Below are 24,374 nucleotides of genomic sequence, written 5' to 3' on the forward strand. Positions count from 1 at the left end.
AAGATTTTTCAATCTTTCTCAAAACTCCGGCTCGCTCCGTTTTCCAGCAACCGCGTCCCTCATCAGGCGCAACAGGGATTTAAAATATACCCTTTTCCGATATTTTCAAGCTCAGATTTCATTATTTCTCAATAATTTTCCAGAAACCCAAACCAGAAATCTCAATCAACATCCCCAACTTCAGGGGCAACGGATTCTTAATATATCATCAATATTTCAGCTTGCAAGCTCAGAATAGACCATTTTCACGATTTTTGAGCGAAAAACGCCTCAAAAACGCGATTGGCGGTAATCCCGCGGCGCCATGCCGGTGTGGCGGCGGAAAAAACGGGAAAAGTAAAATTCACTGCCGAAGCCAAGCTCAGCGGCAATTTCCTTGATGGACAAATCACCGCGCCGGAGCCGGGACTCCGCCCGGCGGCACAGTTCAGCGGCCAGGAACTCCTTCAGCGTCCGGCCGAAATCGCGCCGGAACTCCCGGCTCAACCGGTCGTAAGAGCGGCCGGCGACCTCGGCCAGCTCTTCCACTGTGGTTCCGGCATTCGCGCGTACGCGCATGTATTCGAGAAGGGTTCCGTAGCGCGCCTTCAGCCGGTTCCGCCACTCCCAGTCAAGCGTGATCTGCGGTGCAAGGCGCAGCAGAATCCCGCAGATAAAGCGGTGAAGCGCAAAAAAAGAACTCCAGCCCGGCTGCAAAGCGGCGATTCCGGCGACCTCCCGCATCGTCTCCTCCCCGGGATCAAACCGGACGCAATCGGTTTTACCGGAAAATAAATCCACTCCCGGCATTACTTCGACCCGGAAATGAAAACTGAAAAAGCGGAATCCGGCCGGAAAATCGAACTCGAGATCTAGCTGCGGAGGCATGAAACAGGCGAATCCGGGCTCGAGCCGGAGCGATTCGCCCGCCGAATGATTCATCAAACTCCCCTCCCCTTCCCGAATCAGGAACAGACGGTTGAAGCCGTAGCTGTTCCGGCCGTGCCAGGTGAAACCGGCCTCGCCGAACTCAGAGAAATTCCATTCGAGGTCACGGAACAGCCGCGTCAGCTCGTCATGTCGGACCAATCCCATAAAGATATATGTTTTCCCCGTATTTATCCATTCCCAAATCAATTCCGGCAACATAAATTATACCATACTCAAGAAAAGTTCAACCGGGAGAAAACATGAAGTACGACAAAGATCATCGTTCCGCCATTTCATTCCCGCTCGGCGGCATCGGAACCGGCTGCATCGGACTCGCCGGCTCCGGCCACCTCGTCGACTGGGAGATCGCCAACCACCCGAACAAATGCAGCACGAACCGTTACAGTCACTTTGCGATCAAAGCCGAGGCGGACGGGACGCTGCTTGATGCGCGGATTCTGAACGGCGACCTGCCGCCGCCCTACATGGGAAACACGACCCCGGCGGAGGTGAAGTTCGGCGGGCACCGCGGCTTCGGCTACGGCGCGGCCTCCAATCTTCTGCCGGGACTGCCCCACTTCCGCGATGTGGAATTCGACGGCACCTTCCCGGTCGCAACGCTGGAATTCTCGGAGCCGGGGTTTCCGGGCAAGGTGAAGCTTACCGCCTTCAATCCGCTGATCCCGCTCAACTCTTTCGATTCTTCACTGCCGAGCGCGCTTTTTGAATTCACCGTGCGCAACGATTCCGCCCGGACGGTCACCTACACGCTGGCCGGTTCGCTGAGTTCGATGCTCGGCCCGTCACGCTCGGAGTGGAAGCGCAACGGAGAATTTCCGCATCTGGAGCAGACCGCAACCTCCGTCCCCGCCGACTCGGCCGACTACGGCGAACTGACGCTGGCCGCCGGCGGAGGCGACTCGTCATCCGGCCAGAGCTGCTGGTACCGCGGGGCCTGGGTTGACGACCTCAATACCTTCTGGAACGATTTCACCCACCCCGGCGAATTCGCCGAACGCAACTACCGGGACGCCTCCCGGTTCACCAACGGGCATGCAACCAGTCCGGTCAACGGTGACACCGGCACTCTGGCGCTCCGCTTCGAAGTCGCGCCGGGCGAATCGCGCAGCGTCGTCTTTGCTCTCGCCTGGTACTATCCGAACCGCAGGAACGACTGGAATCCCGGCGACCGGGAGTATCCGGGCTGGCGCAACTGGTATGCGACGCAATTCGACGGGGCCGCGCAGGTCGCCGATTACCTGCTTGAGAATTACAGCCGCCTGAAAGCGGAGACGTTCCGTTTCCGCGATGCGCTGTTTGATTCGACGCTGCCGCCGGAGGTGCTTGACGCGGTTTCCGCCAATCTTTCGACGCTCAAATCCCCGACCTGCATGCGGCTCGAGAACGGCGAATTCTACGCATTCGAGGGGTGCCAGAGCATGGCCGGCAGCTGCGAAGGCTCCTGCACGCACGTCTGGAATTACGCATATGCGCTGCCGTACCTGTTTCCGGACCTCGAGCGTTCGATGCGCGAACTCGATTTCACTTACAACTTCCAGCCGGAGGGAGGGCTCGGATTCCGGCTCCAGCTTCCGGTCGGCCGGCCGCCGACCCCGTTCCGCCCCTGCGTCGACGGACAGATGGGCGGCGTGCTCAAAACCTTCCGCGAATGGAAAATATCGGGCGATACGGAGTGGCTGCGCAGATGGTATCCCGGCGTGAAGCGCTCGATCGAATATGCATGGAGCCCCCGGAATTACGACCGCTGGGATCCGGACCAGTCCGGCGTACTGACCGGGCGGCAGCATCACACGCTCGATGTCGAACTATTCGGCGTGAATTCGTGGCTGACCGGCTTCTACCTCGCGGCGCTGAAGGCCGGTGCGCTCATGGCCGATGCAGTGGGAGAAACGGCCGATGCGGAACTGTTCCGGACGATCTTCGAACGCGGCAGGAAGCGAATCGAAAACGAACTGTTCAACGGCGAATATTACAGCCAGAAGGTAGATCTGACCGACCGCTCGATCCTCGAAGCATACGACGAAGACACCGCCCGTTTCTACTGGAACGACGAAACCGGAGAAATCAAGTACCAGATCGGCGACGGATGCCTGATCGATCAGGTTCTGGCCCAGTGGCATGCGGACCTGATCGGGCTCGGCGACATCTTCGAGCCGGAGCGCGTCGTTTCGGCACTGCGGGCGATCCATCGCCACAACTTCAAACCGTCGCTGCGGAACTACGCGAATTTCTGGCGCGTATTCGGGCTGAACGACGAAGCCGGCACCGTGATCTGCACCTGGCCGCGCCGCGAGCGGCCGGCGATTCCGGTGCCGTATGCGACAGAAACCATGCACGGTTTCGAGTATCAGGCCGCCTGCCACCTCATCCTGCGCGGCTTTGTCGAGGAGGGACTGGAAATGGTGCGCGCCGTGCGCGACCGTTACGACGGGCACAAACGCAATCCGTGGAACGAGATCGAATGCGGCAGCAACTATGCCCGTTCGATGGCGAGCTATGCGCTGCTCGCCGCGTTCAGCGGATTCCGCAGCGACCTGCCTGACGGAACGGTCCGCTTTGCGCCGCTCCCCTTCCCCGGCAACGAGTTCCGCTGCTTCTGGAGCACGGGACCGGCGTGGGGCGTCTATCGCCGCAGCGCGGAACGCGACGAGCTCGAAGTCCTCTCCGGCACGCTCCGCCTGCGCCGATTCGAACTCGACCGGGCCGACCGGGTCATTTCGGCCGCGCTCGACGGAAAGGCGATCGGCTGGAAGCCGGAAAAAGGAGCGATCCGCTTCAATACCGAAATCGAAATCGCGCCGGGAGCGCCGCTCGTCATCAAATCGAAAGCGTGATTTCCCCCGGACAGTTCCGCTCAACGCCCGGCTGCCGGGTGCACGATCCGGCAGCCGCTGAGCGGCGATAAAGAGAAGGGCGATCCGTCGCGCAGCCGAAATCGCGGTTCCGGCCGGCGGACGGATCATTTGCCTCCGACCTATTGTATTTCAACGGTCAGGCCGTCATAGGCAACCTTGATCGCACGCGGCAGAAAGAATGCTTCCAGATCCCTGTGCAGACAGAGGCCGTTGTGGGAAAAATGGTTCACATAGACCTGCGATGCGTCGTCGAGGCAGCCGAGGGCACGGAGCCTGTCCCGAAACTCCACTACGCCCCTCATGCCGAAATGACCGTCCACCCGTTTTGCGGAATTCCCCATCGTGCAGTCGACGGCGACCAGGTCCAGCCGGACGCCGCGCAGCCGCTCGAGCTCGGAATCGGCAATGACGCCGGTGTCGTTGGCGACGAAAAAACGTTTTCCGCCGCGCTCAAGGACGAACAGCTGCGCCTCCTTGCCGGGCGCATGCGTCGCGGCGAGCGCGGTGACGGCAAGCCCCCGGTCCGTGACGGTTTCGCCGGCGCGGATCTCGAGCGGCCGGATGCGGAGATCGGCGAGCGTGTAAATGCCGCAGTCCTCCGCAGTGAAGGAGAGAATCCGGGAGAAGATGCGGCAGCTCCCGATCACGGTCAGCTCGCGGCTGACCCGGCTGAAATAGCCCGTCCGCCGGAACTGGAGCTCCATCGGACTCAGGTGATCTGGATGGTTGTGAGTGAAAATGATCCGTTCCAGCCGGGTCAGGTCGATGCCGGCATCCTGCGTCTGCCGGACGGCGTCGGGGCCGAAATCGATCATCGTATCGTCGTCGACCGCATAGGTGCAGCGGCGACGGATATCCTTGCCGCCCAGCATTTTTGCCTGTTTGCACAATTCGCACTCACACCAGACAGCCGGAATCCCTTCCGCCGCCCCGGTACCAAGAAACGTGATTTTCATAAGAACTCTATTTATAAATGAAACGGATATTGCGAAGATAGACGGTAACGTCGTCGGAAAGCACGTTGACGCCGATGCGGAGCTGCTGAATCTTCTCCGGCTTCAGGTGCGGGGTCAGATAGCTGACAAAGCGTTCCTGCCACTCCTCGCCCGGAACCGGTACGCGCAGCGTCACATAGTGCCCTCTCTCGTTCTCCCGGCTCCTGACCGCCATCAGCGCCATCTGCCTGACGCCGGCGGCGGGGGAGACCTTGACCTCGAAAGCGACGCCGAACAGCCCCTGCTGCGATTCGCGCGGAAGCTGCAGCAGGAATTCCGGATAGCTCCAGCGGTCTTCGGTTCCCGGCGCAAAGCGGGTGCGGAAGGCGATCGCTTTTTCGGCCGCGTCATAGAAAATCTCCGTATCCCCCGAAGAGTTCACGCGCCAGTTTTCCGGCTTCAGCATGCGCGGCATCTCCATCCGGCGGGCGGAAGCTCCGACGCCCGGCAGCGCGACCAGCGGAATGACCAGCGGAGTCGTCCGGCTGCCGTTGAAGAGGCCGTCGATCCGCAGTTCGGGTTTCGCGCCATCTTCGCGGGTGAAGGCGAGCTCGAATTCCCGTTTGCCGAACGGCGGAAGCGTGATCTCCCCCGGCAGTCCGGCGAACCGCCCGCCGCTTGCGCGAACCGTTCCGCTCTTCGGCCGGTCCGATAAATTCCAGACCTGAAGCTTGAATTTCGCGCCGGGGTTCTTCACTGCGGCAAAGTCCCGGCTGTCGAAGGTCTCGAAGCCGTCCGAAAGCTCGGTGCGGAAAACGACGGTTTTATCAAGTCCCGGTTTTGCGGCCGACTTTCCCGTGCCAGGCCGCCGGGCCGAAATGTCGGGACGGAGACCGGTCACGTGATCGAGCATGGCGGGGAAACGGATCGCGGTCACGTTCCAGCTGTCCGCCTCCAGCGGCGTGCCGAATAGATCGACGCCGCTGAGCCTGCGCCGCGCTCCCGGCAGCCTGAAGCTGCGTTCGAGCGGATCTTTCGCCGACTGTTCGGCGGGAACGACCGCCATATACACGGAGGCGACCGGAGCGTCGGTGTCGATGAAGGAACAGCTCCAGTAGACCAGCGTCCGGCTCCCGTCTTTTTGCCGGTAGAGATATCCTTTGAGGCCGTCGCCGAGCTTCACTTCACCCTCGGGCGTCGCGGTTCCGAGCTTGTCGACCAGAGTCGCGAAGGCGGCATAGCCGGGCTTGACGGTGAAGTCCCGCCGCAACATCCCCCAGTCCTTCCGGCCGCCGAACTCGTTGAAAGGCGGAAGCACGAAGAAGAAGTCGCGGGCGGCGCCGAGATTCTGAAGCGTCAGCATCGCCTTCGGCAGAAACTCCGCCAGCAGCATCTCCTGATCCGGGGAGTGCATCTTCAGGCCCGGAACCCAGTTCTCCAGCCGTCCGGCCCCCTCCATCCGGCTGCCGTGTTCGGTGAACCAGACCGGCAGTTTTTCGATTCCGAAACGCTTCATGTGGCTGCGGACGGTCTCCATGAACTCCGGATAATCGCGGATGGAATCGTAGGTGTGGATGTTGAAAATGTCGAAATATTCGCCTGCGCCGTTCCGCATGACCGCGTCGGCGTACGCGAAGTTGTCCGTTCCGGCGTAACCGCCGATCGCCACCGGCAGTTCCGGGGCGGCCGCCTTGAATCCCAGATAAGCGGCCTTCAGCGCGGCGGCGTAATCCCAGGCGCCCTCGGCGGTGAAGCCGGTGCTGTCCTGTTCATTCCAGAACTCCCAGACGGTCATTTTCCCCCGGAAGGTTTCCGCGGCTTTTTTCGCAAAATCGTAGGTTGCCAGCAGATCGGCGGGAAGCATCGCGTCTTCACCGTTCTTCGCCCATGCCGGCGCATTGTGGTACATGCCGGAGACTTCGACGCCGCGCGCCGAAAGCAGTTCGGCATTCCGCATATACTGTTTCCAGTCGAATACGCCGGGGGCGGGTTCCGTCTCCTTCCAGTGCATGCGTTCCCGAACGATCCTCAGCCCGGCGCGGCGGGCGAGCTCCGAGACGGCTTCATAGGCGTTGGGCACCAGCCGGGGATTGTCCGTGAACGGGCGGGCCAGCCAGCTCTGGGCCGAATCCATCGCAAAATAGAGCCCGGGATTCGGCGGGCGGCGGCGGGGATCCGGAACCACGGCGAACGTGCGGACTCCGGTAAAACCGGCCAGTTCCAGCGCGTAATAGCCGTTTGGAAGCGGGTCGAGCGTAAGTTCGGCATCGGCCCACTCCCCCTGCCGGACCGTCTCGTTCTTCCAGTTTTTCAGGGTCCAGCGCGAAGGCCGCGCGGCGAGCGGATCAAGCCTGAATTTCAGGGTTTCCCCCTGCAGGAACGCCGCGCCGGGGGCTCCGGCGTCAACGGCCAGCGAAGCGTCGGTGACGCGGGCCGGCTCCCGGGTGCCGAAAAACTCCAGATTACGGATAAACCAGGTCAGTTTCGGCGCATCGGGATTCATGCCGATCCGGAGAGCGGCAATCGTCTCCGGGCGCCTGACCGCGGAAGCGACGTCGATGGTGACGGCCTGATACTCCGTTTTCGGCGCGGGCAGCTTGAAATACGGTTTCTCTTCACCGAACATCACATGCGCGAAGCGGCATGTCACCTCCGTCTCCGTCCGGAATTCAAAGCGGATCCGTTCGACGCCGGCGAGAGATTCGGGGGCCCGCAGCCGCAAATAAGGGTAGACCCATCGGTCGGCGCCCGGCGGGAATTCGACCTCGATCCGCACCGCTTTCTCGGCGGGATCGTCGGTGATGCGCATCCGGCCCGAAGAGTTGGCTTCGAAACGGGCCGCCCGGCAGACGTTTTCGGACCACGGCAGCAGCCGCAGTTCCGCCCCGGCTGCGGAGGACAGAAGGACGCCCCAGAGGAGCATTAGAAAAAATCGTTTCATGAATCGGAACCTTTAAGGAAGAGATGACGGCCCGTCCGCAGGAAACGGGCCGCACATCGATTTCAGAGAGTCGTGTACGTACCGGAAATCACACAGCTTTTGAATCCCATGGACTTCAGCTCCGCCCTGCCGAATGAGGCGGCGTGACCGTCGTAGAAGCTCATGTTGCACCGATTGCTGTGAATCGGAGTAATGTCACCCGCGGAGGTCGATTCGCCCTGCTTGAACTCCTTGATTCCGCCGCCGCCCCACCAGGAGCCGACGCCCTCGGTGCAGGCGGTCAGGGGAACTTCGCCCGGTTTCTTCATGCGGGTCAGCCGGTTATAGACGTGCCTGGTGCCGACCAGGACGCCGAAATTGCCCCACTCCGCAACCTTGGTCTTGTAAAAGTTGTAAAAGACGCCCGAGCCGTCGAAGCGGTTCATGCCGTAACGGAATGCGTAATAGGGATTCTGCGTGTTGTCCTTCGTGTCGCCGGTGTCTTTCTTCGGCTGCTCGGGACAGTCCAGCAGCGCACTTCCGGCAGGCAGATAACCGGTCTTGTACAAAATCATTCCCCAGAACCATCCCTCAGCACTGTTCTTCGGGTTCGGATATTCGAACGCCACGTACTGGTCGTAATCGTCCGCATAAAAAAGAAAAGTCTTGTAAAGCTGGTTGTGCTGATTGACACAGGTGATTCCCCTGGCCCTGGCCCGCGCCTGATTCAGCGCGGGCAGCAGCATCGCCGCCAGAATGGTGATGATCGCGATAACGACCAGCAGTTCGATCAAGGTGAAGCATTTTCTCTTCATTTCATTTCTCTCCCGATGATGTGGTTACGTTGGTGATATCGAGCACCGATCCCCGCTTGATCAGTTCGGTTTGGAGGAACACCTCCTCCGGTGCGTGGTTTTCCCTGCTTGCCGCGATCCGGTCGATCATAAGCAGCGCCGCATCGAGCTGGCCGCCGACATCGGCGGCCACCGTGTCGAGCGGCGGACTGCTGATCGCCGTCAGGTTTTCTCCCGAAATCGCAACGACGCTCAAATCCTCCGGAATCCGGAGCTTGTAATTGTGACAGGCGTTGACCGCCCCCTGAATCGACTCCCCGGAGACGCCGAGAAGCGCGGTAAACCGGAATCCCTCCTGAAGCACGTCGAGGAAGCGTTTATAGGTTTTGGTCATCGCAACCTCCCCCGAAACAACGCAGCAGTCGATGACGTCAACCTGCATGCCGAGAAGCTTCGCAAAACCGTGCACGCCGCGGACGCGCTCCCGGATTCCCCGCGTATGCGGCTCGCTGACCAGGAGTCCGATCCGGCGGTGGCCGTGTTTCATCAGGTGGTGCATGGCAAGTCCCGACGCGAAATAGCTGTCCAGCCCGGCGCAGCCGGTTTTGAGCCCCTCCAGCGGATGTCCCAGCACGATGGTCGGTTTGATCGAACAGTAGTGCGAAAGCGCGTTGAGGTCCGCCTGCTGGAAGTTGCCGCTGGCGGAACGGATGATCATCCCCGCCGCCCGGCGCAGCGCGCCGTCGAAGTTGCGGGGAATCGTGTTGACATAGTCGAAAGCCTCAATTCTGATATGCCATTTCGAATCGCCGGTATTGATCGCCTCCGCCCGCGCGGTCAGCGTATCGATATCGGTCGACGGCCAGCGGGGAACCAGCAGCAGGACCTCCTGGCGCACCGTCTCCGCCTCCTGCATTCCGTCTTCAAGTCCCGAGGCGCAGACGAACATGCCGCTCCCCGGAGTCGTGGTCAGGAGCCCTTCGTTCCGCAGCAGCAAAAGCGTGCGGTCGACGACCGACTGGCTTACGGTGTATCGTTTCATAATGCCGCGAACGCTGTAAAAACGCTCTCCGTTCTTCCGCTTCCCGATTTCCGTACGAAGTTGCTCGTAAAGTGTTTCCGCTTTATTCAACATGGTATTTGACATTCTTTTTTCTCCGTTATCCGCCATTAATTATACTGAACCTTACACTTAAAGTCAATACCGATACAGTTTAAAAGATAAAACAAACCGTATCGCCCCGGGCCGGAGAAATCATCGGGAGACAAAAAAGCGGTTCGCAGAAACGAACCGCCGGCAAGCTGCCGGCACCCCCGGGCGCAACCCGGACGCGCCTTCCAAATTCCACGGCAAAACCGTTATCGAGTGCGGCCCCCTGGCCGTATGGGGCCTCGCTCCCCAGCCGTTATCGCCGCAGTCCCGCAGCGATGCTGCCGATCAGCGATACGGCGGCGTCCGCCCCTTCGTCCAGCAGCGTCCTGACCATCGCGCTGCCGACGACAACCGCATCGGCGTGAAAGGAAATATCTCTGGCCATCTCCGGTGTCGAAATGCCGAAGCCCGCCGCAACCGGGAGTCCGCACGCCTTTTTCGCACTCTCGAGTTCCGCTGCCAGCTCGGGCGGCAGCGAGCTGCGCACCCCGGTCACCCCGCGAACCGTGATGCAGTAGACGAAGCCGCTGCATCCGGCCGCAATTTTCGCGGCGCGTTCCGGCGACGTCGCCGGCGAGACCAGCGGAATGAGCTGAATCCCGTTCGCTTCGCATATCGGCACAACCTCTCCCCGCTCCTCAAGCGGCAGATCGACCGCCAGCAGCCCGTCAACCCCGGCAGACCTCAAATCCGCACCGAGCCGGTCGAGACCGTAATTCAGCAGGACATTGTAATAAGAGAACAGCACAAGCGGCGTTTCGGGAAAGCGTTTCCGGATGCGTCCGGCAATCGCGAGAATCTCCGGCAGCGTCGTGCCGGCCTGCAGCGCAAGCTGTCCGGCACGCTGGATGACCGGCCCATCCGCCATCGGGTCCGAAAACGGCACGCCGAGTTCGATCATATCGGCGCCGGCTTCGATCAGGCGGCCGATCAGGGCTTCACTCTCCGCCGGAGACGGGCAGCCGACAGTCACATAGACGACCAGCGCGCCGCGTTTTTCCGCCCGGCAGCGTTCGAGACAACGGTTGATTCGCGTTTCCATCATTATTTCTCCAGATTAGCCTTATACTTTGCAATATTGTCCATATCCTTGTCGCCGCGGCCCGAAAGGCAGACGATGATCGACTCCTCCGGCGAATACGTCTTCGCGGTTTTCAATGCCTGCGCAAGCGCATGACTCGATTCGAGCGCCGGGATGATCCCCTCCATCCGCGACAGCGTGTCGAACGCCGCCACCGCCTCGTCGTCGTTGATCGCGACATAGCTGACCCGCCCGGAATCTGCGAGGAAACTGTGCTCCGGTCCCACGCCCGGATAATCGAGCCCGGCCGAAACCGAGTAGGCTTCGACGACCTGGCCGTCCGCCGTCTGCAGCAGATAGGTCTTGCAGCCGTGCAGCACGCCGACGCGGCCGCCGTTGATGCTCGCGGCATGTTCTCCGGTTTCGATCCCCTTTCCGCCGGCCTCCACACCGGTCAGCTTCACCGCCTCATCCGCGAGGAACGCCGAAAACATGCCGATCGCATTGCTGCCGCCGCCGACGCAGGCGAGCACCTCCGCCGGGAGCTTCCCGCGCTTTTCGAGAATCTGGCGGCGGCTTTCGGCCCCGATCACGGACTGGAAGTCGCGCACCATCGCCGGATACGGATGCGGTCCGGCCACGGTTCCGATCACGTAAAACGTGTTCTCGGCCGTCGCGACCCAGTTGCGAATCGCCTCGTTCATCGCATCCTTCAGCGTGCCGGAGCCCGACTCGACCGGAATCACCCGCGCGCCGAGCGTTTTCATGCGCTCGACGTTCGGCGCCTGCCGCGCAATATCGACCGCCCCCATGAAAACATCGCACTCCATGCCGAAGAGCGCCGCGACCGTCGCGGTGCCGACGCCGTGCATGCCGGCCCCGGTTTCGGCGATCAGCCGGGTCTTGCCCATGCGCCGGGCCAGCAGCGCCTGGCCGATCGTGTTGTTGATCTTGTGGGCGCCGGTATGATTCAAGTCCTCCCGTTTCAGGTAGATGCGCGCCCCGCCGATCGACTCCGAGAGCCGTTTCGCATAATAGAGCGGCGACTCGCGGCCGACGTAATCGGTCAGCAGACCGCGGTACTCCGCCAGAAACGCGGGGTCCTCCTTCGCTTTCAGATACTCCTTCTCAAGTTCGATCAGCGTCGGCATCAGGGTTTCGGCGATATACTGCCCGCCGTACACACCATAGTGACTGTTCATTGTTTCGCTTCCTTTATGAATTTCAATAGTTTCTCTTTCGACTTGATTCCGGGCGACGATTCGACGCCGCCCGACACATCGACGCCCCACGGCCCGACCCGGCGGACCGCTTCCGCGACGTTTTCCGGAGTCAGCCCCCCGGCCAGCAGAATCTCGTGCTCCTTCGCGGCTGCCGCCGCCAGGTTCCAGTCGCAGCGGCGACCCGATCCGCCGGCCGCGGCATCGATGACAAAGTGCTCCACATCAAACTGTTTCATCCTCTCGAATCCATGTTCGAGGTGCAGCGCCTTCCAGCAGTTGTTTCCGCGCGCCAGCTCCGGCGTTTCCGATCCGTGAAACTGAATGATATCAAAGATGTTCCACATCTCCGCCACCTCTTCCCGAGCCGGGTCGGCGACGACCGCAACGCATTTCACCCGTTCCGGCACGCCTTCCGTCAGGTTCCGCCAGCGCTCCGGCGGGACATACCGCTTCGACTCCGGAACCAGTACGAAGCCGAGATAATCCGCCCCGGCTTCCACTGCGGATTCGACATCCTCTCGACGGGTCAGGCCGCAGATCTTCACTTTGACAGGAGTTCGCACAGCTTTTCCCCCGGCCGTTCGGCGCGCATCAGCGTTTCCCCGATCAGAAATGCTTTCGCGCCAACTTGTTCCATCGCATTCAAATCGTCCGCCGAACGGATCGCGCTCTCGGCCACCGCGATCTTCCCGGCCGGAATTTGCCGAATCAGTTCTCCGGCAAGCGCGAGGCTCGTCTCGAAGGTCGACAGATTGCGGGCGTTGATCCCGACGATCTCCGCGCCGCCGTCGAGCAGCATATCGAGTTCGTCCGCCGTATGCGCTTCGCAGAGCACGGCCAGGCCGAGCGACGCGGCGAAGGCGCGCAGCTTCCGGAACTCCTCCGGGGTCAGCATCGCCGCGATCAGCAGAATCGCGTCCGCCCCCCAGACCCGCGCCTCGAGAATCTGATATTCGTCATAGATGAAATCCTTGCGCAGCAGCGGGATATCGACACTCCCGCGCGCCCTGCGCAGATTCATCCCGGAACCGAGGAAGAAATTCCTCTCGGTCAGTACCGACAAAGCAGCCGCACCCGCAGCTTCCAGCCCGGCGGCAAGGCGTTCCACCTCCCGGTCCAGCTCCGGACGAATCGCCCCCTTCGACGGCGAAGCGGCCTTGAGCTCCGCGATGACCCGCCTGCCCGGCCGCCGCAACGCCGCGGCGAAGTCGCGGACGGGCGGCAGCTCGGGAATCCGCGACTCAAGCAGGGAAGCCGGAATTCGTTTCCTGCTCTCCGCCAGCTCTTTCCTGCTCTTCGCCACAATCGTTTCAAGCACCTGTTCCATGGCTCGCCTCAATCAGTTTTTCCAGTTTTTCAAGCGCAGCGCCCGAATCGATCGATTCCCCGGCCAGCCGGATTCCTTCCTGCAGCGTCGGCGCTCCGCCCGCGACGTAGATCGTCGCCCCCGCATTCAGCAGGACCGAGGCGCGGGCGCCGCCCCGGTTCGAACCGTTCAACACCGAACGCAGGATCGCGGCATTCTCCTCCGGCGTGCCGCCGGCGATTTCGGCCGGATCATAACTTGCGCCGATCAGCAGTTCCGGCAGCAGCTCACCGGTACGGATCCCGCCGTCCTTCAGCTCGGAGACCCGGGTCGGGCCGCAGCAGCTGATTTCATCGATCCCCTCCATGCCGTGAACAACCAGCGCTCGGCGGACGCCGAGCTCGAGCAGCGCCCCGGCAAACAGCTCGGTCAGCTCCGGCGCATAGACGCCGAGCACGATCGACTTCGCCCCGGCCGGATTGCAGAGCGGGCCGAGCATGTTGAAAATCGTCCTCACTTTCAGCTCGCGGCGGATCACCGCGACATTGGCCAGCGCCGGATGGAGCTTCGCCGCGTAGAGGAAGCCGATGCCGTTCTCGACGATCTCATGCTCGATGACCGGCACCGGAGCCTCGAGATTGTAGCCGAGCGCGGCCAGCACATCCGCCGAACCGCAGCGGCTCGAAGCGGCCCGGTTGCCGTGCTTCGCGACGGTGACTCCCGCGCCGGCAGCCGCGAACGCGCTGGCGGTCGAGATATTGAAGCTGTTCGAACCGTCTCCGCCGGTGCCGACCACATCGACGACCTCGCGCCGTCCGCAGTCGATGAAGGCAGCCGCGCGGCGCAGCATCCGGGCTGCGCCGACCAGCTCGGAACGGGAGACCCCTTTCATGCGCAATGCCGCCAGAAACGCGCCGATCTGGGAGTGGGCGACCTCACCGCCCGTCACGATCCGCAGCGCTTCCTCCATCTCAAGCGGGGAAAGGTCCCGGCGTTCGAAAAGCCGGTTCAGATACCGTGTCAGCATCTCTCACCTCCCCGCCCGGCGGTGTTCCCGGACAATGTCGAGAAAGTTCGCCAGCTGCCGTTTTCCGGTCGTGGTCAGGATCGATTCGGGGTGATACTGGATTCCCTCGATCGGCAACGTCCGGTGGCGGATGCCCATGATCTCGCCGTCCTCGCTGCGGGCCGTGACCGCAAGCTCTTCCGGCAGCGAATGTTCGGCCAGCGCGAGCGAGTGGTAGCGAACGACTTTCACGAGCGGCGCCAGCCCGGCGAAGAGTCCGCGGCCGTCGTGCGTGATCTCGGAGACCTTGCCGTGCATGATGCGCGACGCATTCACAAGTTCCATGCCGAACGCCTCCCCGATCGCCTGATGTCCGAGGCAGACGCCGAGCAGCGGGATTCCGGCGGCGGCGGCCTTGCCGATCAGCTCCGGCATGATGCCGGCGCCGGCCGGGCGGCCCGGCCCCGGGGAGAGCACGATCGCCTCCGGACGCAGCGCGAGCGCGTCTCCGGCCGTAAGCGCATTGTTGCGGCGTACCTCCACCTCCGAGCCGAGCTGCTGGAAATACTGGACGAGATTGTAGGTGAACGAATCGAAATTGTCAATCATCAGAATCATGATATTACCTCTCAGAGTTCAAGGCCGGCGGCGGCGAGCCGGATCGATTTCAGCATGGCGGCGGCTTTGTTGCAGGTTTCCTGATATTCCGTCGCGGGGTCGGAGTCGTAGACGATTCCGGCGCCGGCCTGGATTTCCATCTTTTTCCCGTCCAGGATGATCGTGCGGATCGTGATCGCGAGGTCCATGTTGCCGGTGTAGCTGAAGTAGCCCGCCGCGCCGCCGTACATGCCGCGCGGAACCGGCTCAAGCTCGCGGATGAGTTCCATCGCCCGGATCTTCGGAGCGCCGGAGAGCGTTCCGGCCGGGAACGCCGAACGGACGAGATCGAATGCGTCGCACCCCTCTTCCGGCAGCGCTTCGACCGTCGTCACGAGGTGCATGACGTGCGAATAGCGCTCGACGGTCATGAAGTCCTTGACCTGCACGCTGCCCGGCAGCGCGACGCGGCCGAGGTCGTTCCGGGCCAGGTCCACCAGCATCAGGTGTTCGGCGCGCTCCTTTTCGTCGCGCAGCAGCTCGTCGGCGAACGCGATGTCTTCGGCAGTCGTTTTGCCGCGCGGCCGGGTTCCGGCGATCGGGCGCAGGATCGCCGTACCGTTGTCCAGCTTGCAGAGCGTCTCGGGAGAAGAACTGATCAGGATGCGCGCGCCGATCTTCAGGAAGAAGGTGTAGGGTGACGGATTCACGAGCCGTAGCGCCCGGTAAAGCTGCAGCGGGGGGATGTCGGTTTCAGCCGTGAATTTCTGGGAGAGGACGACCTGGATGATATCGCCGTCATAAATGTGCCGGCGCGCCTTCTTCACCATCTCCATATAGGTTTCGCGGCCGCAGTTCGAAACAAGTTCGGGCGTTTCGCCGGTTCCGGCCGAAGCGGCGGCCGCCGGGCGGCGGAGCCGTTCCGAAATCGCATCAAGCCGCCGGACCGCATGGTCGTAGGCCTCCTTCAGCGTGCCGAACTCCCCGGGACGGACGCAGACGCTCAGCATCATCGTATGCCGGACGTTGTCGAAAATGATCATCTCGTCGGTGATCAGCATCGCGGAAGTCGGCCCATCGAGGCCCGGCTTCGGCTCCGGCAGCCGCTCAAACTCGCGGACCGTCTCGTAACCGAGATAACCGACCGCGCCGCCGAAGAGCGGCGGCAGCTCCGGAACGACCGCCGGGCGGATTCCCTTCAGAAGGCCGCGCAGCGCCATGAACGGCCCTTCCGGCGCATCGAGCTCGCGCTTCCCGTCCGCATCGGCATAATACGCCCTGCCCTCTTCGACGCTGAAAACGCCGCGCGGATTGAGCCCGATGAACGAATAACGGCCGAAACGCTCGCCCGCCTCGACGCTCTCGAGCAGGAAGACGTTTTCGTCGTCAACCAGCCGGGCCAGCACCGAGACCGGCGTCTCGAGGTCCGCGATCAGCTTCCTGACCACCGGAACCAGATTCGCGCCTTCCGACAGGCGCTTGAACTCTTCGAATGTCTGCATGATTTTCTCCCTGTTTTATGATCAATTCCTGAAATTTCGACACAAAAAAGCGGGCCGCAATCGATTTCGATCGGACCCGCCATAACCGGAAATTCGTCTTCCATCCGCCGGATAATTACATCTCGACTCCCCGGCGCCGAAGCATGACAAACTGAGCCATGGCGGGCTTTCGCCACTGCCATCGCCAACCCCTGACAAGCCTGTATGCCGAACGATTCAAAATAAAATCCCCATTACCGCAAGTAAAAAACTGAAAACGAAAAAGCGGGCCGCAATCGATTTCGATCGGACCCGCCACTGCCGGAACTGTTCTTCCCGTTCACCGGATAACTGTATCACAACTCTCCGGCACTAAAGTAAGACAAACTGAGCCATGGCGGGCTTTCGCCACTGCCATCGCCAACCCTTGACAAACTTGTATGCCGAACGATTCAACTGATCAATCCTCAAATCATATTTCCAACTGCATTAAATATGACACGCCATCCGGCTTTTGTCAACCGTGCGGATCAAAAAATCACGAATTTTGTTCGATCCGGTAGCGGCCGGGGGGACGGCCGTGCAATTCCCGGAAGCGGCGGATGAAGTAAACCTCGCCGGAGAAGCCGCAATGCTCCGCGACCGCCTTCACCGGCAGCTCCGTCGTGCGAAGCAGCCGCCGCGCCATCTCGAACCGCCGCGCTTCGATGTACTCCTGCACGCCGCAACCGCCCATCCGGCGGAACAGTTCCGACAGATAGTTCGCGTTGAGCCCGAACCGTTCCGCCAGCTCACCGCGCCCGATCGGACGCGTATAGTTGTAGTCGAGGAAGGTGCGGACCCGGTCGAACGTCGCGGCCGCCTTCCCGGCCGGGGGCGCCGGGCGGCGGCATTCGGCCAGCGCCAGCGCGGCCGCCGCCCGCAGCAGGTGCGGGACATGACTTCCCGCCTCCCCGCCCGGTTCGCCGAGCGCAGCAAAGACCGCCAGCAGCGGCTGCGGAACGGGGCGGCCGGAGTGAACCGCCTCCGGATCGCACCATTCGCCGCGATGCATTCCGGCCGGATAGTCATAATACGAAACGCGCAGGAATCCGTTCCGCGGCACGATGCAGAGCAGCCGGTGCGCGGTCGCGACCGAACAGTACTCCCAGACGTTCTTCCGCACAAGATAGGCGTCTCCGGGCGCAAGCTCAATCTCCCGCGCCTCCCCGCCGAGCGACATCGGCTCGCGCTTCACGCCATGCATCACGAAAAGCAGCCGGTCGCAGGGCTGCGTTCCCGCCGGAGGATCGAGCGCGGCAACGCCGTCCGGCAGCAGGAACCGGCGGAACTCCATTCCGCCGGCAATCCGTTCAAGTGCTTCCGTCAGAGTTTCCGCCATAAACCGACAATCCGTATGGTAATCAGACTTCTTTTATCTTGACATGCGTTCATTTTCCGGTATAATATGACATAAAGCGACGTGAATGCAACCTGAAGAAAGGTATGAAAATGAAACAATTTTCCCTCGAACCGTTCTTTCCCGCCCCGATCGCCGGACGGCAATCGGCCGGAACCCGCCGCCACCAGGGGATTCCCGGAATCGAAATCCTGCCCTCCGGCCGCCTCTTCGCGGTCTGGTACGGCGGAGAGATCGCCGGGGAAGGCCCCGGCAACTATGTCGTCCTCGCCGTCAGCACCGACTGCGGCCGGAGCTGGCGGGAGATTCAGGTCGTCGCTCCGCCAGCCTCCGCCGCGGCTTCGGAGCGCGCCTTCGACTCGACGCTCTGGCTTGATCCGGCCGGGCGGCTCTGGTGGTTCTGGAGCCAGTGCGTCGCCCCGAAGCTCTGGGATATCTTCGACGGCCGCCACGGCGTATGGGCCTCGGTCTGCGACGCGCCGGATACGGATTCGCCGGCCTGGAGCACGCCGCGCCGCATCGCCGAAGGCGTCATGATGAACAAGCCGGAACTTCTGGCAGACGGCGGATGGGCGCTCCCGACCGCGCTCTGGTCGCTCTATCCGGAGAAGATCCCGGCGGAATACCGCCCTCTGGCGTACCCGAATCTCTCCGTCAGCCACGACAACGGCGCAAGCTTCGAACTCGTCACCGGCGCCGACGTGCCGGAGCGCTGGTTCGACGAGCACATGATGATCGAACGCCAGGACGGCAGCTGGTGGCTTCTCGTCCGCACGCACTACGGCATCGGGCAGGCCTTCAGCAGCGACCGGGGAAAAAGCTGGCACGACATCGGCGACTCCGGCCTCGGCGGCCCGAATTCGCGCTTCGCGGTCCGCCGTCTGAAATCCGGCCGCCTGCTGCTCGTGAATCACCAGTCCCCGCTGCCGCTGCCCGGCGAGAAGCGGCAGACCTGGGGCGGCGCGCGCGAGAAACTCACCGCATGGCTCTCCGACGACGACGGCCGGAGCTGGTACGGCCGGATGATGATCGATGAACGCCCGGGCGTCTCCTACCCGGATTTCACGGAAGGGAGCGACGGCTTCGTTTACTGCATCTACGACCATGAACGGCTCGAACGCGGCGAAATCCTGCTCGCGCGCTTCACGGAGGAGGACGTCGCGGCCGGTTCGTTCGTCACGCCGGGCGGCTTCACGCGCGGCGTCGTCAGCGCCTTCCCCGCAAAAAAATAACGGATTTTTTCGAACCGCGCAGGAAATCCGAACGATTCGGGGGTATATTGTATACAATCACGGGAAATGACCGAATTTTCCGTGATTGTACTTTTTTTTCCGGCGAAGTTGGGGAGATAGACGCATGGGCGCACAAACCGAAAAACTCGGCACCGATCCGGTCATGCCGCTCCTGCTGCGGCTGGCGCTGCCCTCCATGGCGGGACTGATCATCGGCAATCTGTACGTTATCGTGGACCGCATGTTCATCGGCAAATACGTCGCGGACCTCGGACTGGCCGCGATGAATGCCGCCATGCCGATTTCGATGGTCATCTTCGCTGTTTCGATCCTGATCGGCCGCGGCAGCGCGGTGCTCTACTCGATCGAGCTCGGCCGGAAAAATTACGCCGAAGCGCAGAAGCTTTTCGGCATGTCGATGCTGATCTACCTCATCGCCTCGGCCGTCATCACGATCGGGGGGCTGCTGTTCCTCGACCCGCTGCTGAATCTGGTCGGCATTCCGCCCGAAGCGCTTCCCTACGGCCGCAGCTATCTGTCGGTGTCCCTGTACGGGACGATCTTCGTCATGCTCGGATTCCAGAACAACCTGATCCGCGGCGAAGGCTATTCGGGGCTCGCGATGTTCACGCAGGTCATCGGCGCGGTCATGAACGTCGGACTCGACTGGCTTTTCGTCGCAAAGTTCGGATGGGGGATGTCCGGCGCGGCATGGGCGACCGTCGCTTCACAGGCTGCGTCGACGGTCTGGGTCATGAGCTTCTTCCGCTCGCGCCGCAGCATCGCGAAGCTCGACTGGCGGACCTTCCGCTTCTACGGCTGGAACTACTTCGGGCGCATCCTCTACAACGGCTGTTCGCCGTTCGCGATCAACGTGGCCGGCAGCATCATCTGGACGTTCCAGAACCACATGCTTCTGGAGCACGGCAGCCTGCTCGCCATGGCGGCTTTCGGCATCATCCTGACCGTCAACCAGCTGCTGATGGGACTCATTTTCGGAGTCACCATGGGGATGCAGCCGCTCATCGGCTACAACACGGGCGCGGCGAAATACCACCGCGTGCTGAAGAGCTTCTATTGTTCGATCCTGCTCGCCGCCGTCTTCGCCCTGATTCCGTACCTGGCCGTGCAGATCTTCGCGCGGCCGATCTTCACATGGTTCGTGGATGCGTCGAACACAAAGCTCATCGACCTCGGCGTCTATTCGATGCGGCGCTTCCTGCTGCTGCTGCCGATCGGCTGCGGGAGCATCCTCGTTTCGCAGTATTTCCAGAGCATCGGGCGCGCGCCGGTGGCGCTGTTCCTCGCCATGACCAGGCAGCTCGCGTTCCAGGTGCCGCTGCTCCTGATCCTGCCGCAGGTTTTCGGCTACGATGGCGTGCTGTTCTCGGGGCCGGCGGGAGACGCGCTCGCGTTCTTCGTCGCCTGCTTCCTCATGCAGCGCGAACTCAAGCGGCTGCATAAATGCGAAGGCGAGGAGTGCCGCGCCGCTTGAACCCGACCGGAACCGGCGGTATATTTGAAGGAACGCCAACCGTCAACCCGGAGGAGAACATCATGAAAGTTGTGCTTGTGAACGGCAGTCCCCATGCGAAAGGCTGCACCTTTACCGCGCTGGCCGAAGTCGCCGGCGAACTCGAAAAGAACGGCGTGGAAACCGAAATCTTCCAGATCGGCAACCGTCCGATCCGCGGCTGCATCGCCTGCGGCAAATGTGCCGAAAGCGGCTGCTGCATCTTCACGGACGACCCCGTCAACGCCTGTGTGGACAAATTCAAGGAGGCGGACGGCATCGTGGTCGGCTCTCCGGTCTACTACGCCGCGCCGAACGGCGCCCTGTCGGCGCTGCTCGACCGGGTTTTCTTCATGAAGAGCAGCGCCTACGCCTATAAGCCCGCCGCCGCGGTCGTCAGCTGCCGCCGCGGCGGAGCGACCGCCGCCTTCGACCGGCTCAACAAATATTTCACGATCTCGAACATGCCGATCGTCTCGTCGCAATACTGGAACATGGTCCACGGCAACACGCCGGAGGAGGTGCGGCAGGATCTCGAAGGGCTCCAGATCATGCGCACGCTCGGAAAAAACATGGCGTGGCTGCTCAAGTGCATCGACAAAGCCGCCCTGCCCCGCCCCGAACGCGAACCGCAAATCTGGACCAACTTCATCCGCGAATGAGCATCCGGATCACGGTTTCGCCGGGCGGCGTTCTCCGCGCGGCCGGCGATGCGGCGCTCGAACAGGCGTTCGCCTCCGGCAGCGGCGCCGGGCTGCTGGCGCTGCTGAAGGGGGATGCGCCGCCCGACGCCGAGCCGCCGGTCCACTTTTTCCGTCGGGTCGGCCGCGAATTCGCGGCCCGGCTCTGCCGTGTGCCGGAGTCCGACCCGGAGACGATGTTCCGGTCCGCCCGCCCCGATGCCGAGCTGCTCGCCGCCGAGCTCTTCGACCGCCCTTCGATGACCGGCGGCGAATATCTGACGCTCGATCTGCTGACCCGGCTGCACGAAGAGCTTGAGGCGGCCATGCGCGCGGAGATCGCCCGCTCCGGACTCAATGTGCCCGATTATCTGCGGACGCTCTCCCCCGCCTGGAGCAGCGTCGGCAAACTCAGTTTTCACCTCGCCGAAAACAAGAAGAACGAGGACGGCCGCCATCCGTTCGCCTTCCTGGCCACCTTTATCCACCGCCTGAGCGAGAACGACCAGCCGCGCCACCTGCCGCTGGCGGCTGCGCTCAAGACCTTCTCCGGCGACCGCGCCGCCCTTCTGGCGCTGCTGCGGCCGATCCGCGAGGCGGCGGAGAAGAGCGGCTTCGTCGCCCGGCTGCTCGCCGACGGTTCGATCTACCGGCCCTGCGTCTGGACGCCTGACGAGGCGCACGCCTTCGTGCAGGCGATTCCGGTGTTCGAAGAGGCGAACATCCTCGTCCGGTTCGCGAATCTCTGGAAAAAGCGGCCGCCGAAACTGCAGGCGAAGGTTTCGCTCGAAGTCGGCAGGAAACCGAGCCGATTGAATTCGGAGCTGCTGCTCAGATTCACGGTCGAAGCCGTGATCGGCAACGAAAAGCTGACTCCCGACGAGCTCGAAGAGCTCCTGCATTCCGGCGGCGGCCTGGTCCGCATCAAAGGCGAATGGGTCGATGCGGACCCCGAAAACGTGCAGAAGCTCCTGAAACAGTGGGGCGCGCTGCCGCGCGAGGCGCTGACGCTCGCGGAAGGCGTACGGCTTCTGGCCAAAGCCGCGCCGGAATTCCCGGCCGTCGATTCGGACCTGCTGCGGATCGAAGCGGCGGAGGAGCTCGAAAAGCTTCTTTCCGGCGACGGCTTTCCCGATGAGCTGCGCCGCCCGCCGCTGCCCGCTCCGCTCGCCCGGACGCTGCGTCCCTACCAGGTCGGCGGCGTCGATTTCCTCTGGCGCACAACCGCGCTCGGCATGGGCGGCTGCCTCGCCGACGACATGGGGCTCGGCAAAACGCTGCAGGTGCTGACCTATCTCGAACTCCTGCGGAAGCGCAGGCTTCTGTCGCCTCTGCCGGCGCTGCTGATCGCCCCGGCCTCGCTGCTGGAGAACTGGAAGAGCGAGGCGGCGAAATTCACGCCCGGACTGCGGCTCAGACTGCTGCACAACTCGGCGCTCGCTCCCGGCGAGCTCGACCGTTTCGAAGCCGACCCGGCCGGTTTTCTCGCAGAAAGCGACCTCGCCGTCACGACCTACGCGATGGCGACGCGGCTCAGGGGGCTGCACGCGCTCGAATTCCCGGCCGTCGTCATCGATGAAGCGCAGGCGATCAAGAATCCGAACTCCGGCCAGAGCCGAGCGGTCCGGCGGCTTCGCGGCAGGCGGCGGATCGCGCTCTCCGGCACGCCGGTCGAAAACCGCCTGACTGACCTCTGGAGCATCTTCGATTTTCTGACGCCGGGGCTGCTCGGCACGCTGCCGCGCTTTCAGGAGTGGATCAAATCGCTCGAGGAGAAGCAGGAGAAGAGCTGTGCGCCGCTGCGCCGCCTCACTTCGCCCTACATTCTGCGAAGGCTCAAAAGCGACCGCTCGATCATCCGCGACCTGCCGGACAAGAGCGAGGTCAACGCCTATTGCACGCTGACGAAGGAGCAGGCGCTCCTTTACAGCCGCGTCCTCGAAGCCATGAAGCGCGACCTCGAATGCGCCGGGGAGGACGGCAAGGCCGGCGTCGTACTCGGGGCGCTGACCCATTTCAAGCAGATCTGCAACCATCCGGCCCAATACACCGGCGGCGGGGATTTCCGGCCGGAGGCGAGCGGCAAGTTCCAACGGCTTGCCGAGCTCGCCGAGCCGATCGCCTCCCGCCAGGAAAAAGTGCTGGTGTTCACGCAGTACCGCGAAATGTGCGAACCGCTGCACGAACATCTCGCGCACTGCTTCGGCCGTCCCGGGCTCGTGCTGCACGGCGGAACGCCGGTCGGCCGCCGCGCCGGGCTCGTGGAGGAGTTCCAGCGCGAGGACGGGCCTCCGTTCTTCGTCCTGTCGCTGAAGGCGGCCGGAACCGGACTCAATCTGACGGCGGCCAGCCACGTCATCCACTTCGACCGCTGGTGGAATCCGGCGGTCGAAAACCAGGCGACCGACCGGGCCTACCGCATCGGGCAGCACCGCAACGTGCTCGTCCATAAAATGATCTGCGTCGGGACCATCGAAGCGCGAATCGACGCGCTGATCCGCGACAAGCGGAAACTGGCCGACGACCTGCTCGCCTCCGGCGTCGAATCGGAGCTCATGCGCCTGCCCGCCGCCGAACTCCTGAAGCTGGCCCGGCTCGACCTCAACCACATGGAGGAAACTGAATGAATGATTATGATGATGAATCCCTTCCGCTGTCGGTGAAGGAGCTCAGGGCGCGTGCCGCAGGAATCGCCCGGCGGCTCGAAGCGGAGGGCGAAACGCTCTCGCCGGTCGGCGCCAACGGCCGCTCCATCGCCCGAAGCTTCTGGGGGAAAGCCTGGTGCCGCAACATCGAATCGTATCAGGATTACGAAAGCCGTCTGCCGCGCGGCCGCAGCTATCTGAGGAACGGGACGGTCATCGACCTGAAGATACTGCCGGGCAAAGTGACCGCGCTGGTATCCGGCTCCGAGCTGTACCATGTCGAAATCCGGATCGACCCGGTCGCGCCGGAACGCTGGGCGCAGCTCCGGAAACAGTGCTTCGGGAAGATCGGCTCGCTCGTCGATCTTGTCGAAGGCAAACTCTCCGACCCGATCGTCGAACTGCTGTGCGACCGGGATTCCGGCCTGTTCCCCGAACCGGATGAAATTCACCTGAACTGCGACTGCCCCGACTGGGCCGACCTCTGCAAGCACCTGGCCGCGGTTCTTTACGGCATCGGGGCGCGGCTCGACGACGATCCGGCGCTCTTCTTCGTGCTGCGCGGCGTCGACCAGTCCGAGCTCTTCTCCGGCGACCTCGGCGAGAACCTTCCCGGCGCGGCAGTCGATCTGGACGATCTGGACGATCTTGCCGACACCTTCGGCATCGAGCTCGACTGACCCC

At 62.7% G+C, this 24,374-nt stretch carries 20 protein-coding genes; 7 read left to right on the top strand and 13 right to left on the bottom strand.

Translation table 11 applies throughout. From position 1 onward, the window contains the following. Positions 1–238 (top strand): hypothetical protein (locus tag FYJ85_RS23395; RefSeq protein ID WP_206213368.1); only part of this gene is annotated, 238 nt, incomplete at its 5' end. Positions 239–270: 32 nt separating this feature from the next. On the opposite strand, the gene FYJ85_RS20980 is transcribed toward FYJ85_RS23395, so the two are convergent. Beyond that, positions 271–1,074, bottom strand: coding sequence for a helix-turn-helix transcriptional regulator (locus tag FYJ85_RS20980; protein WP_206213369.1), 804 nt, complete (start codon positions 1,072–1,074; stop codon positions 271–273). 95 nt (positions 1,075–1,169) lie between these two features. Here FYJ85_RS20980 and FYJ85_RS20985 point away from each other — a divergent pair, with 95 nt between their 5' ends. Next, entirely contained in the window at positions 1,170–3,764 is a 2,595-nt protein-coding gene (locus FYJ85_RS20985; protein WP_154420662.1) for a GH116 family glycosyl-hydrolase, read from the top strand. Between the two features lie 140 nt (positions 3,765–3,904). On the opposite strand, the gene FYJ85_RS20990 is transcribed toward FYJ85_RS20985, so the two are convergent. The 12 genes from FYJ85_RS20990 to FYJ85_RS21045 form a co-directional block, all read right to left on the bottom strand. Continuing rightward, a complete protein-coding gene (locus FYJ85_RS20990) occupies positions 3,905–4,741 on the bottom strand; it encodes an MBL fold metallo-hydrolase (protein ID WP_154420663.1) in 837 nt (278 codons plus the stop codon). A gap of 7 nt (positions 4,742–4,748) precedes the next feature. Beyond that, a complete protein-coding gene (locus tag FYJ85_RS20995; protein WP_154420664.1) occupies positions 4,749–7,661 on the bottom strand; it encodes a hypothetical protein in 2,913 nt (970 codons plus the stop codon). Between the two features lie 62 nt (positions 7,662–7,723). Continuing rightward, complete coding sequence (locus FYJ85_RS21000) at positions 7,724–8,455, bottom strand: prepilin-type N-terminal cleavage/methylation domain-containing protein (protein ID WP_154420677.1); 732 nt, start codon at positions 8,453–8,455, stop codon at positions 7,724–7,726. A gap of 1 nt (position 8,456) precedes the next feature. Next, complete coding sequence (locus tag FYJ85_RS21005; RefSeq protein WP_206213370.1) at positions 8,457–9,581, bottom strand: substrate-binding domain-containing protein; 1,125 nt, start codon at positions 9,579–9,581, stop codon at positions 8,457–8,459. Positions 9,582–9,840: 259 nt separating this feature from the next. Continuing rightward, positions 9,841–10,632 (bottom strand): tryptophan synthase subunit alpha, encoded by a 792-nt coding sequence (gene trpA, locus FYJ85_RS21010; RefSeq protein WP_154420666.1) that lies wholly within the window; start codon positions 10,630–10,632, stop codon positions 9,841–9,843. After that, a complete protein-coding gene (gene trpB / locus FYJ85_RS21015) occupies positions 10,632–11,810 on the bottom strand; it encodes a tryptophan synthase subunit beta (RefSeq protein ID WP_106055552.1) in 1,179 nt (392 codons plus the stop codon). The genes trpA and trpB overlap by 1 nt, the downstream gene beginning before the upstream one ends. After that, entirely contained in the window at positions 11,807–12,394 is a 588-nt protein-coding gene (locus tag FYJ85_RS21020) for a phosphoribosylanthranilate isomerase (RefSeq protein WP_154420667.1), read from the bottom strand. The genes trpB and FYJ85_RS21020 overlap by 4 nt, the downstream gene beginning before the upstream one ends. Beyond that, entirely contained in the window at positions 12,373–13,158 is a 786-nt protein-coding gene (gene trpC, locus FYJ85_RS21025; RefSeq protein ID WP_154420668.1) for an indole-3-glycerol phosphate synthase TrpC, read from the bottom strand. The genes FYJ85_RS21020 and trpC overlap by 22 nt, the downstream gene beginning before the upstream one ends. Then, on the bottom strand, positions 13,142–14,164 hold the full coding sequence (trpD, locus tag FYJ85_RS21030; RefSeq protein ID WP_106055549.1) for an anthranilate phosphoribosyltransferase: 1,023 nt from the start codon (positions 14,162–14,164) through the stop codon (positions 13,142–13,144). The genes trpC and trpD overlap by 17 nt, the downstream gene beginning before the upstream one ends. Before the next feature lie 3 nt (positions 14,165–14,167). After that, positions 14,168–14,761, bottom strand: coding sequence for an anthranilate synthase component II (locus FYJ85_RS21035; protein WP_106055548.1), 594 nt, complete (start codon positions 14,759–14,761; stop codon positions 14,168–14,170). A gap of 11 nt (positions 14,762–14,772) precedes the next feature. Beyond that, positions 14,773–16,242, bottom strand: coding sequence for an anthranilate synthase component I (trpE, locus tag FYJ85_RS21040; protein ID WP_106055547.1), 1,470 nt, complete (start codon positions 16,240–16,242; stop codon positions 14,773–14,775). Positions 16,243–16,759: 517 nt separating this feature from the next. After that, positions 16,760–17,602 (bottom strand): helix-turn-helix transcriptional regulator, encoded by an 843-nt coding sequence (locus tag FYJ85_RS21045; RefSeq protein ID WP_154420669.1) that lies wholly within the window; start codon positions 17,600–17,602, stop codon positions 16,760–16,762. A 110-nt stretch (positions 17,603–17,712) separates the two neighbouring features. Between FYJ85_RS21045 and FYJ85_RS21050 the strand changes: the two genes are divergently transcribed. The 5 genes from FYJ85_RS21050 (at position 17,713) to FYJ85_RS21070 (ending at position 24,370) form a co-directional block, all read left to right on the top strand. Beyond that, positions 17,713–18,852: a sialidase family protein gene (locus FYJ85_RS21050; protein ID WP_206213371.1), complete on the top strand. Its 1,140-nt coding sequence runs from the start codon at positions 17,713–17,715 to the stop codon at positions 18,850–18,852. Between the two features lie 124 nt (positions 18,853–18,976). Further along, complete coding sequence (locus FYJ85_RS21055) at positions 18,977–20,347, top strand: MATE family efflux transporter (protein WP_154420671.1); 1,371 nt, start codon at positions 18,977–18,979, stop codon at positions 20,345–20,347. Positions 20,348–20,409: 62 nt separating this feature from the next. Further along, a complete protein-coding gene (locus FYJ85_RS21060; RefSeq protein WP_106055814.1) occupies positions 20,410–21,027 on the top strand; it encodes a flavodoxin family protein in 618 nt (205 codons plus the stop codon). Continuing rightward, positions 21,024–23,672: a DEAD/DEAH box helicase gene (locus FYJ85_RS21065; RefSeq protein ID WP_154420672.1), complete on the top strand. Its 2,649-nt coding sequence runs from the start codon at positions 21,024–21,026 to the stop codon at positions 23,670–23,672. Before FYJ85_RS21060 ends, FYJ85_RS21065 begins: the two co-directional genes overlap by 4 nt. After that, positions 23,669–24,370: an SWIM zinc finger family protein gene (locus tag FYJ85_RS21070; RefSeq protein ID WP_154420673.1), complete on the top strand. Its 702-nt coding sequence runs from the start codon at positions 23,669–23,671 to the stop codon at positions 24,368–24,370. The genes FYJ85_RS21065 and FYJ85_RS21070 overlap by 4 nt, the downstream gene beginning before the upstream one ends. Positions 24,371–24,374: the final 4 nt, after the last annotated feature.

This window comes from Victivallis lenta, assembly GCF_009695545.1.
Taxonomy (GTDB): Bacteria; Verrucomicrobiota; Lentisphaeria; order Victivallales; family Victivallaceae; genus Victivallis; species Victivallis lenta.

What these genes read in the sequence shown, in the direction of transcription:
- FYJ85_RS21005 (WP_206213370.1), bottom strand. Translation starts at nt 9,581, where the DNA reads ATGTCAAATACCATGTTGAATAAAGCGGAAACACTTTACGAGCAACTT.
- FYJ85_RS20985 (WP_154420662.1), top strand. Translation starts at nt 1,170, where the DNA reads ATGAAGTACGACAAAGATCATCGTTCCGCCATTTCATTCCCGCTCGGC.
- FYJ85_RS21045 (WP_154420669.1), bottom strand. Translation starts at nt 17,602, where the DNA reads ATGGCGGAAACTCTGACGGAAGCACTTGAACGGATTGCCGGCGGAATG.
- trpD (WP_106055549.1), bottom strand. Translation starts at nt 14,164, where the DNA reads ATGCTGACACGGTATCTGAACCGGCTTTTCGAACGCCGGGACCTTTCC.
- FYJ85_RS21070 (WP_154420673.1), top strand. Translation starts at nt 23,669, where the DNA reads ATGAATGATTATGATGATGAATCCCTTCCGCTGTCGGTGAAGGAGCTC.
- FYJ85_RS21035 (WP_106055548.1), bottom strand. Translation starts at nt 14,761, where the DNA reads ATGATTCTGATGATTGACAATTTCGATTCGTTCACCTACAATCTCGTC.
- trpC (WP_154420668.1), bottom strand. Translation starts at nt 13,158, where the DNA reads ATGGAACAGGTGCTTGAAACGATTGTGGCGAAGAGCAGGAAAGAGCTG.
- trpB (WP_106055552.1), bottom strand. Translation starts at nt 11,810, where the DNA reads ATGAACAGTCACTATGGTGTGTACGGCGGGCAGTATATCGCCGAAACC.
- FYJ85_RS21000 (WP_154420677.1), bottom strand. Translation starts at nt 8,455, where the DNA reads ATGAAGAGAAAATGCTTCACCTTGATCGAACTGCTGGTCGTTATCGCG.
- trpA (WP_154420666.1), bottom strand. Translation starts at nt 10,632, where the DNA reads ATGATGGAAACGCGAATCAACCGTTGTCTCGAACGCTGCCGGGCGGAA.
- FYJ85_RS21065 (WP_154420672.1), top strand. Translation starts at nt 21,024, where the DNA reads ATGAGCATCCGGATCACGGTTTCGCCGGGCGGCGTTCTCCGCGCGGCC.
- FYJ85_RS20995 (WP_154420664.1), bottom strand. Translation starts at nt 7,661, where the DNA reads ATGAAACGATTTTTTCTAATGCTCCTCTGGGGCGTCCTTCTGTCCTCC.
- FYJ85_RS20980 (WP_206213369.1), bottom strand. Translation starts at nt 1,074, where the DNA reads ATGGGATTGGTCCGACATGACGAGCTGACGCGGCTGTTCCGTGACCTC.
- FYJ85_RS20990 (WP_154420663.1), bottom strand. Translation starts at nt 4,741, where the DNA reads ATGAAAATCACGTTTCTTGGTACCGGGGCGGCGGAAGGGATTCCGGCT.
- FYJ85_RS21055 (WP_154420671.1), top strand. Translation starts at nt 18,977, where the DNA reads ATGGGCGCACAAACCGAAAAACTCGGCACCGATCCGGTCATGCCGCTC.
- trpE (WP_106055547.1), bottom strand. Translation starts at nt 16,242, where the DNA reads ATGCAGACATTCGAAGAGTTCAAGCGCCTGTCGGAAGGCGCGAATCTG.
- FYJ85_RS21060 (WP_106055814.1), top strand. Translation starts at nt 20,410, where the DNA reads ATGAAAGTTGTGCTTGTGAACGGCAGTCCCCATGCGAAAGGCTGCACC.
- FYJ85_RS21050 (WP_206213371.1), top strand. Translation starts at nt 17,713, where the DNA reads ATGAAACAATTTTCCCTCGAACCGTTCTTTCCCGCCCCGATCGCCGGA.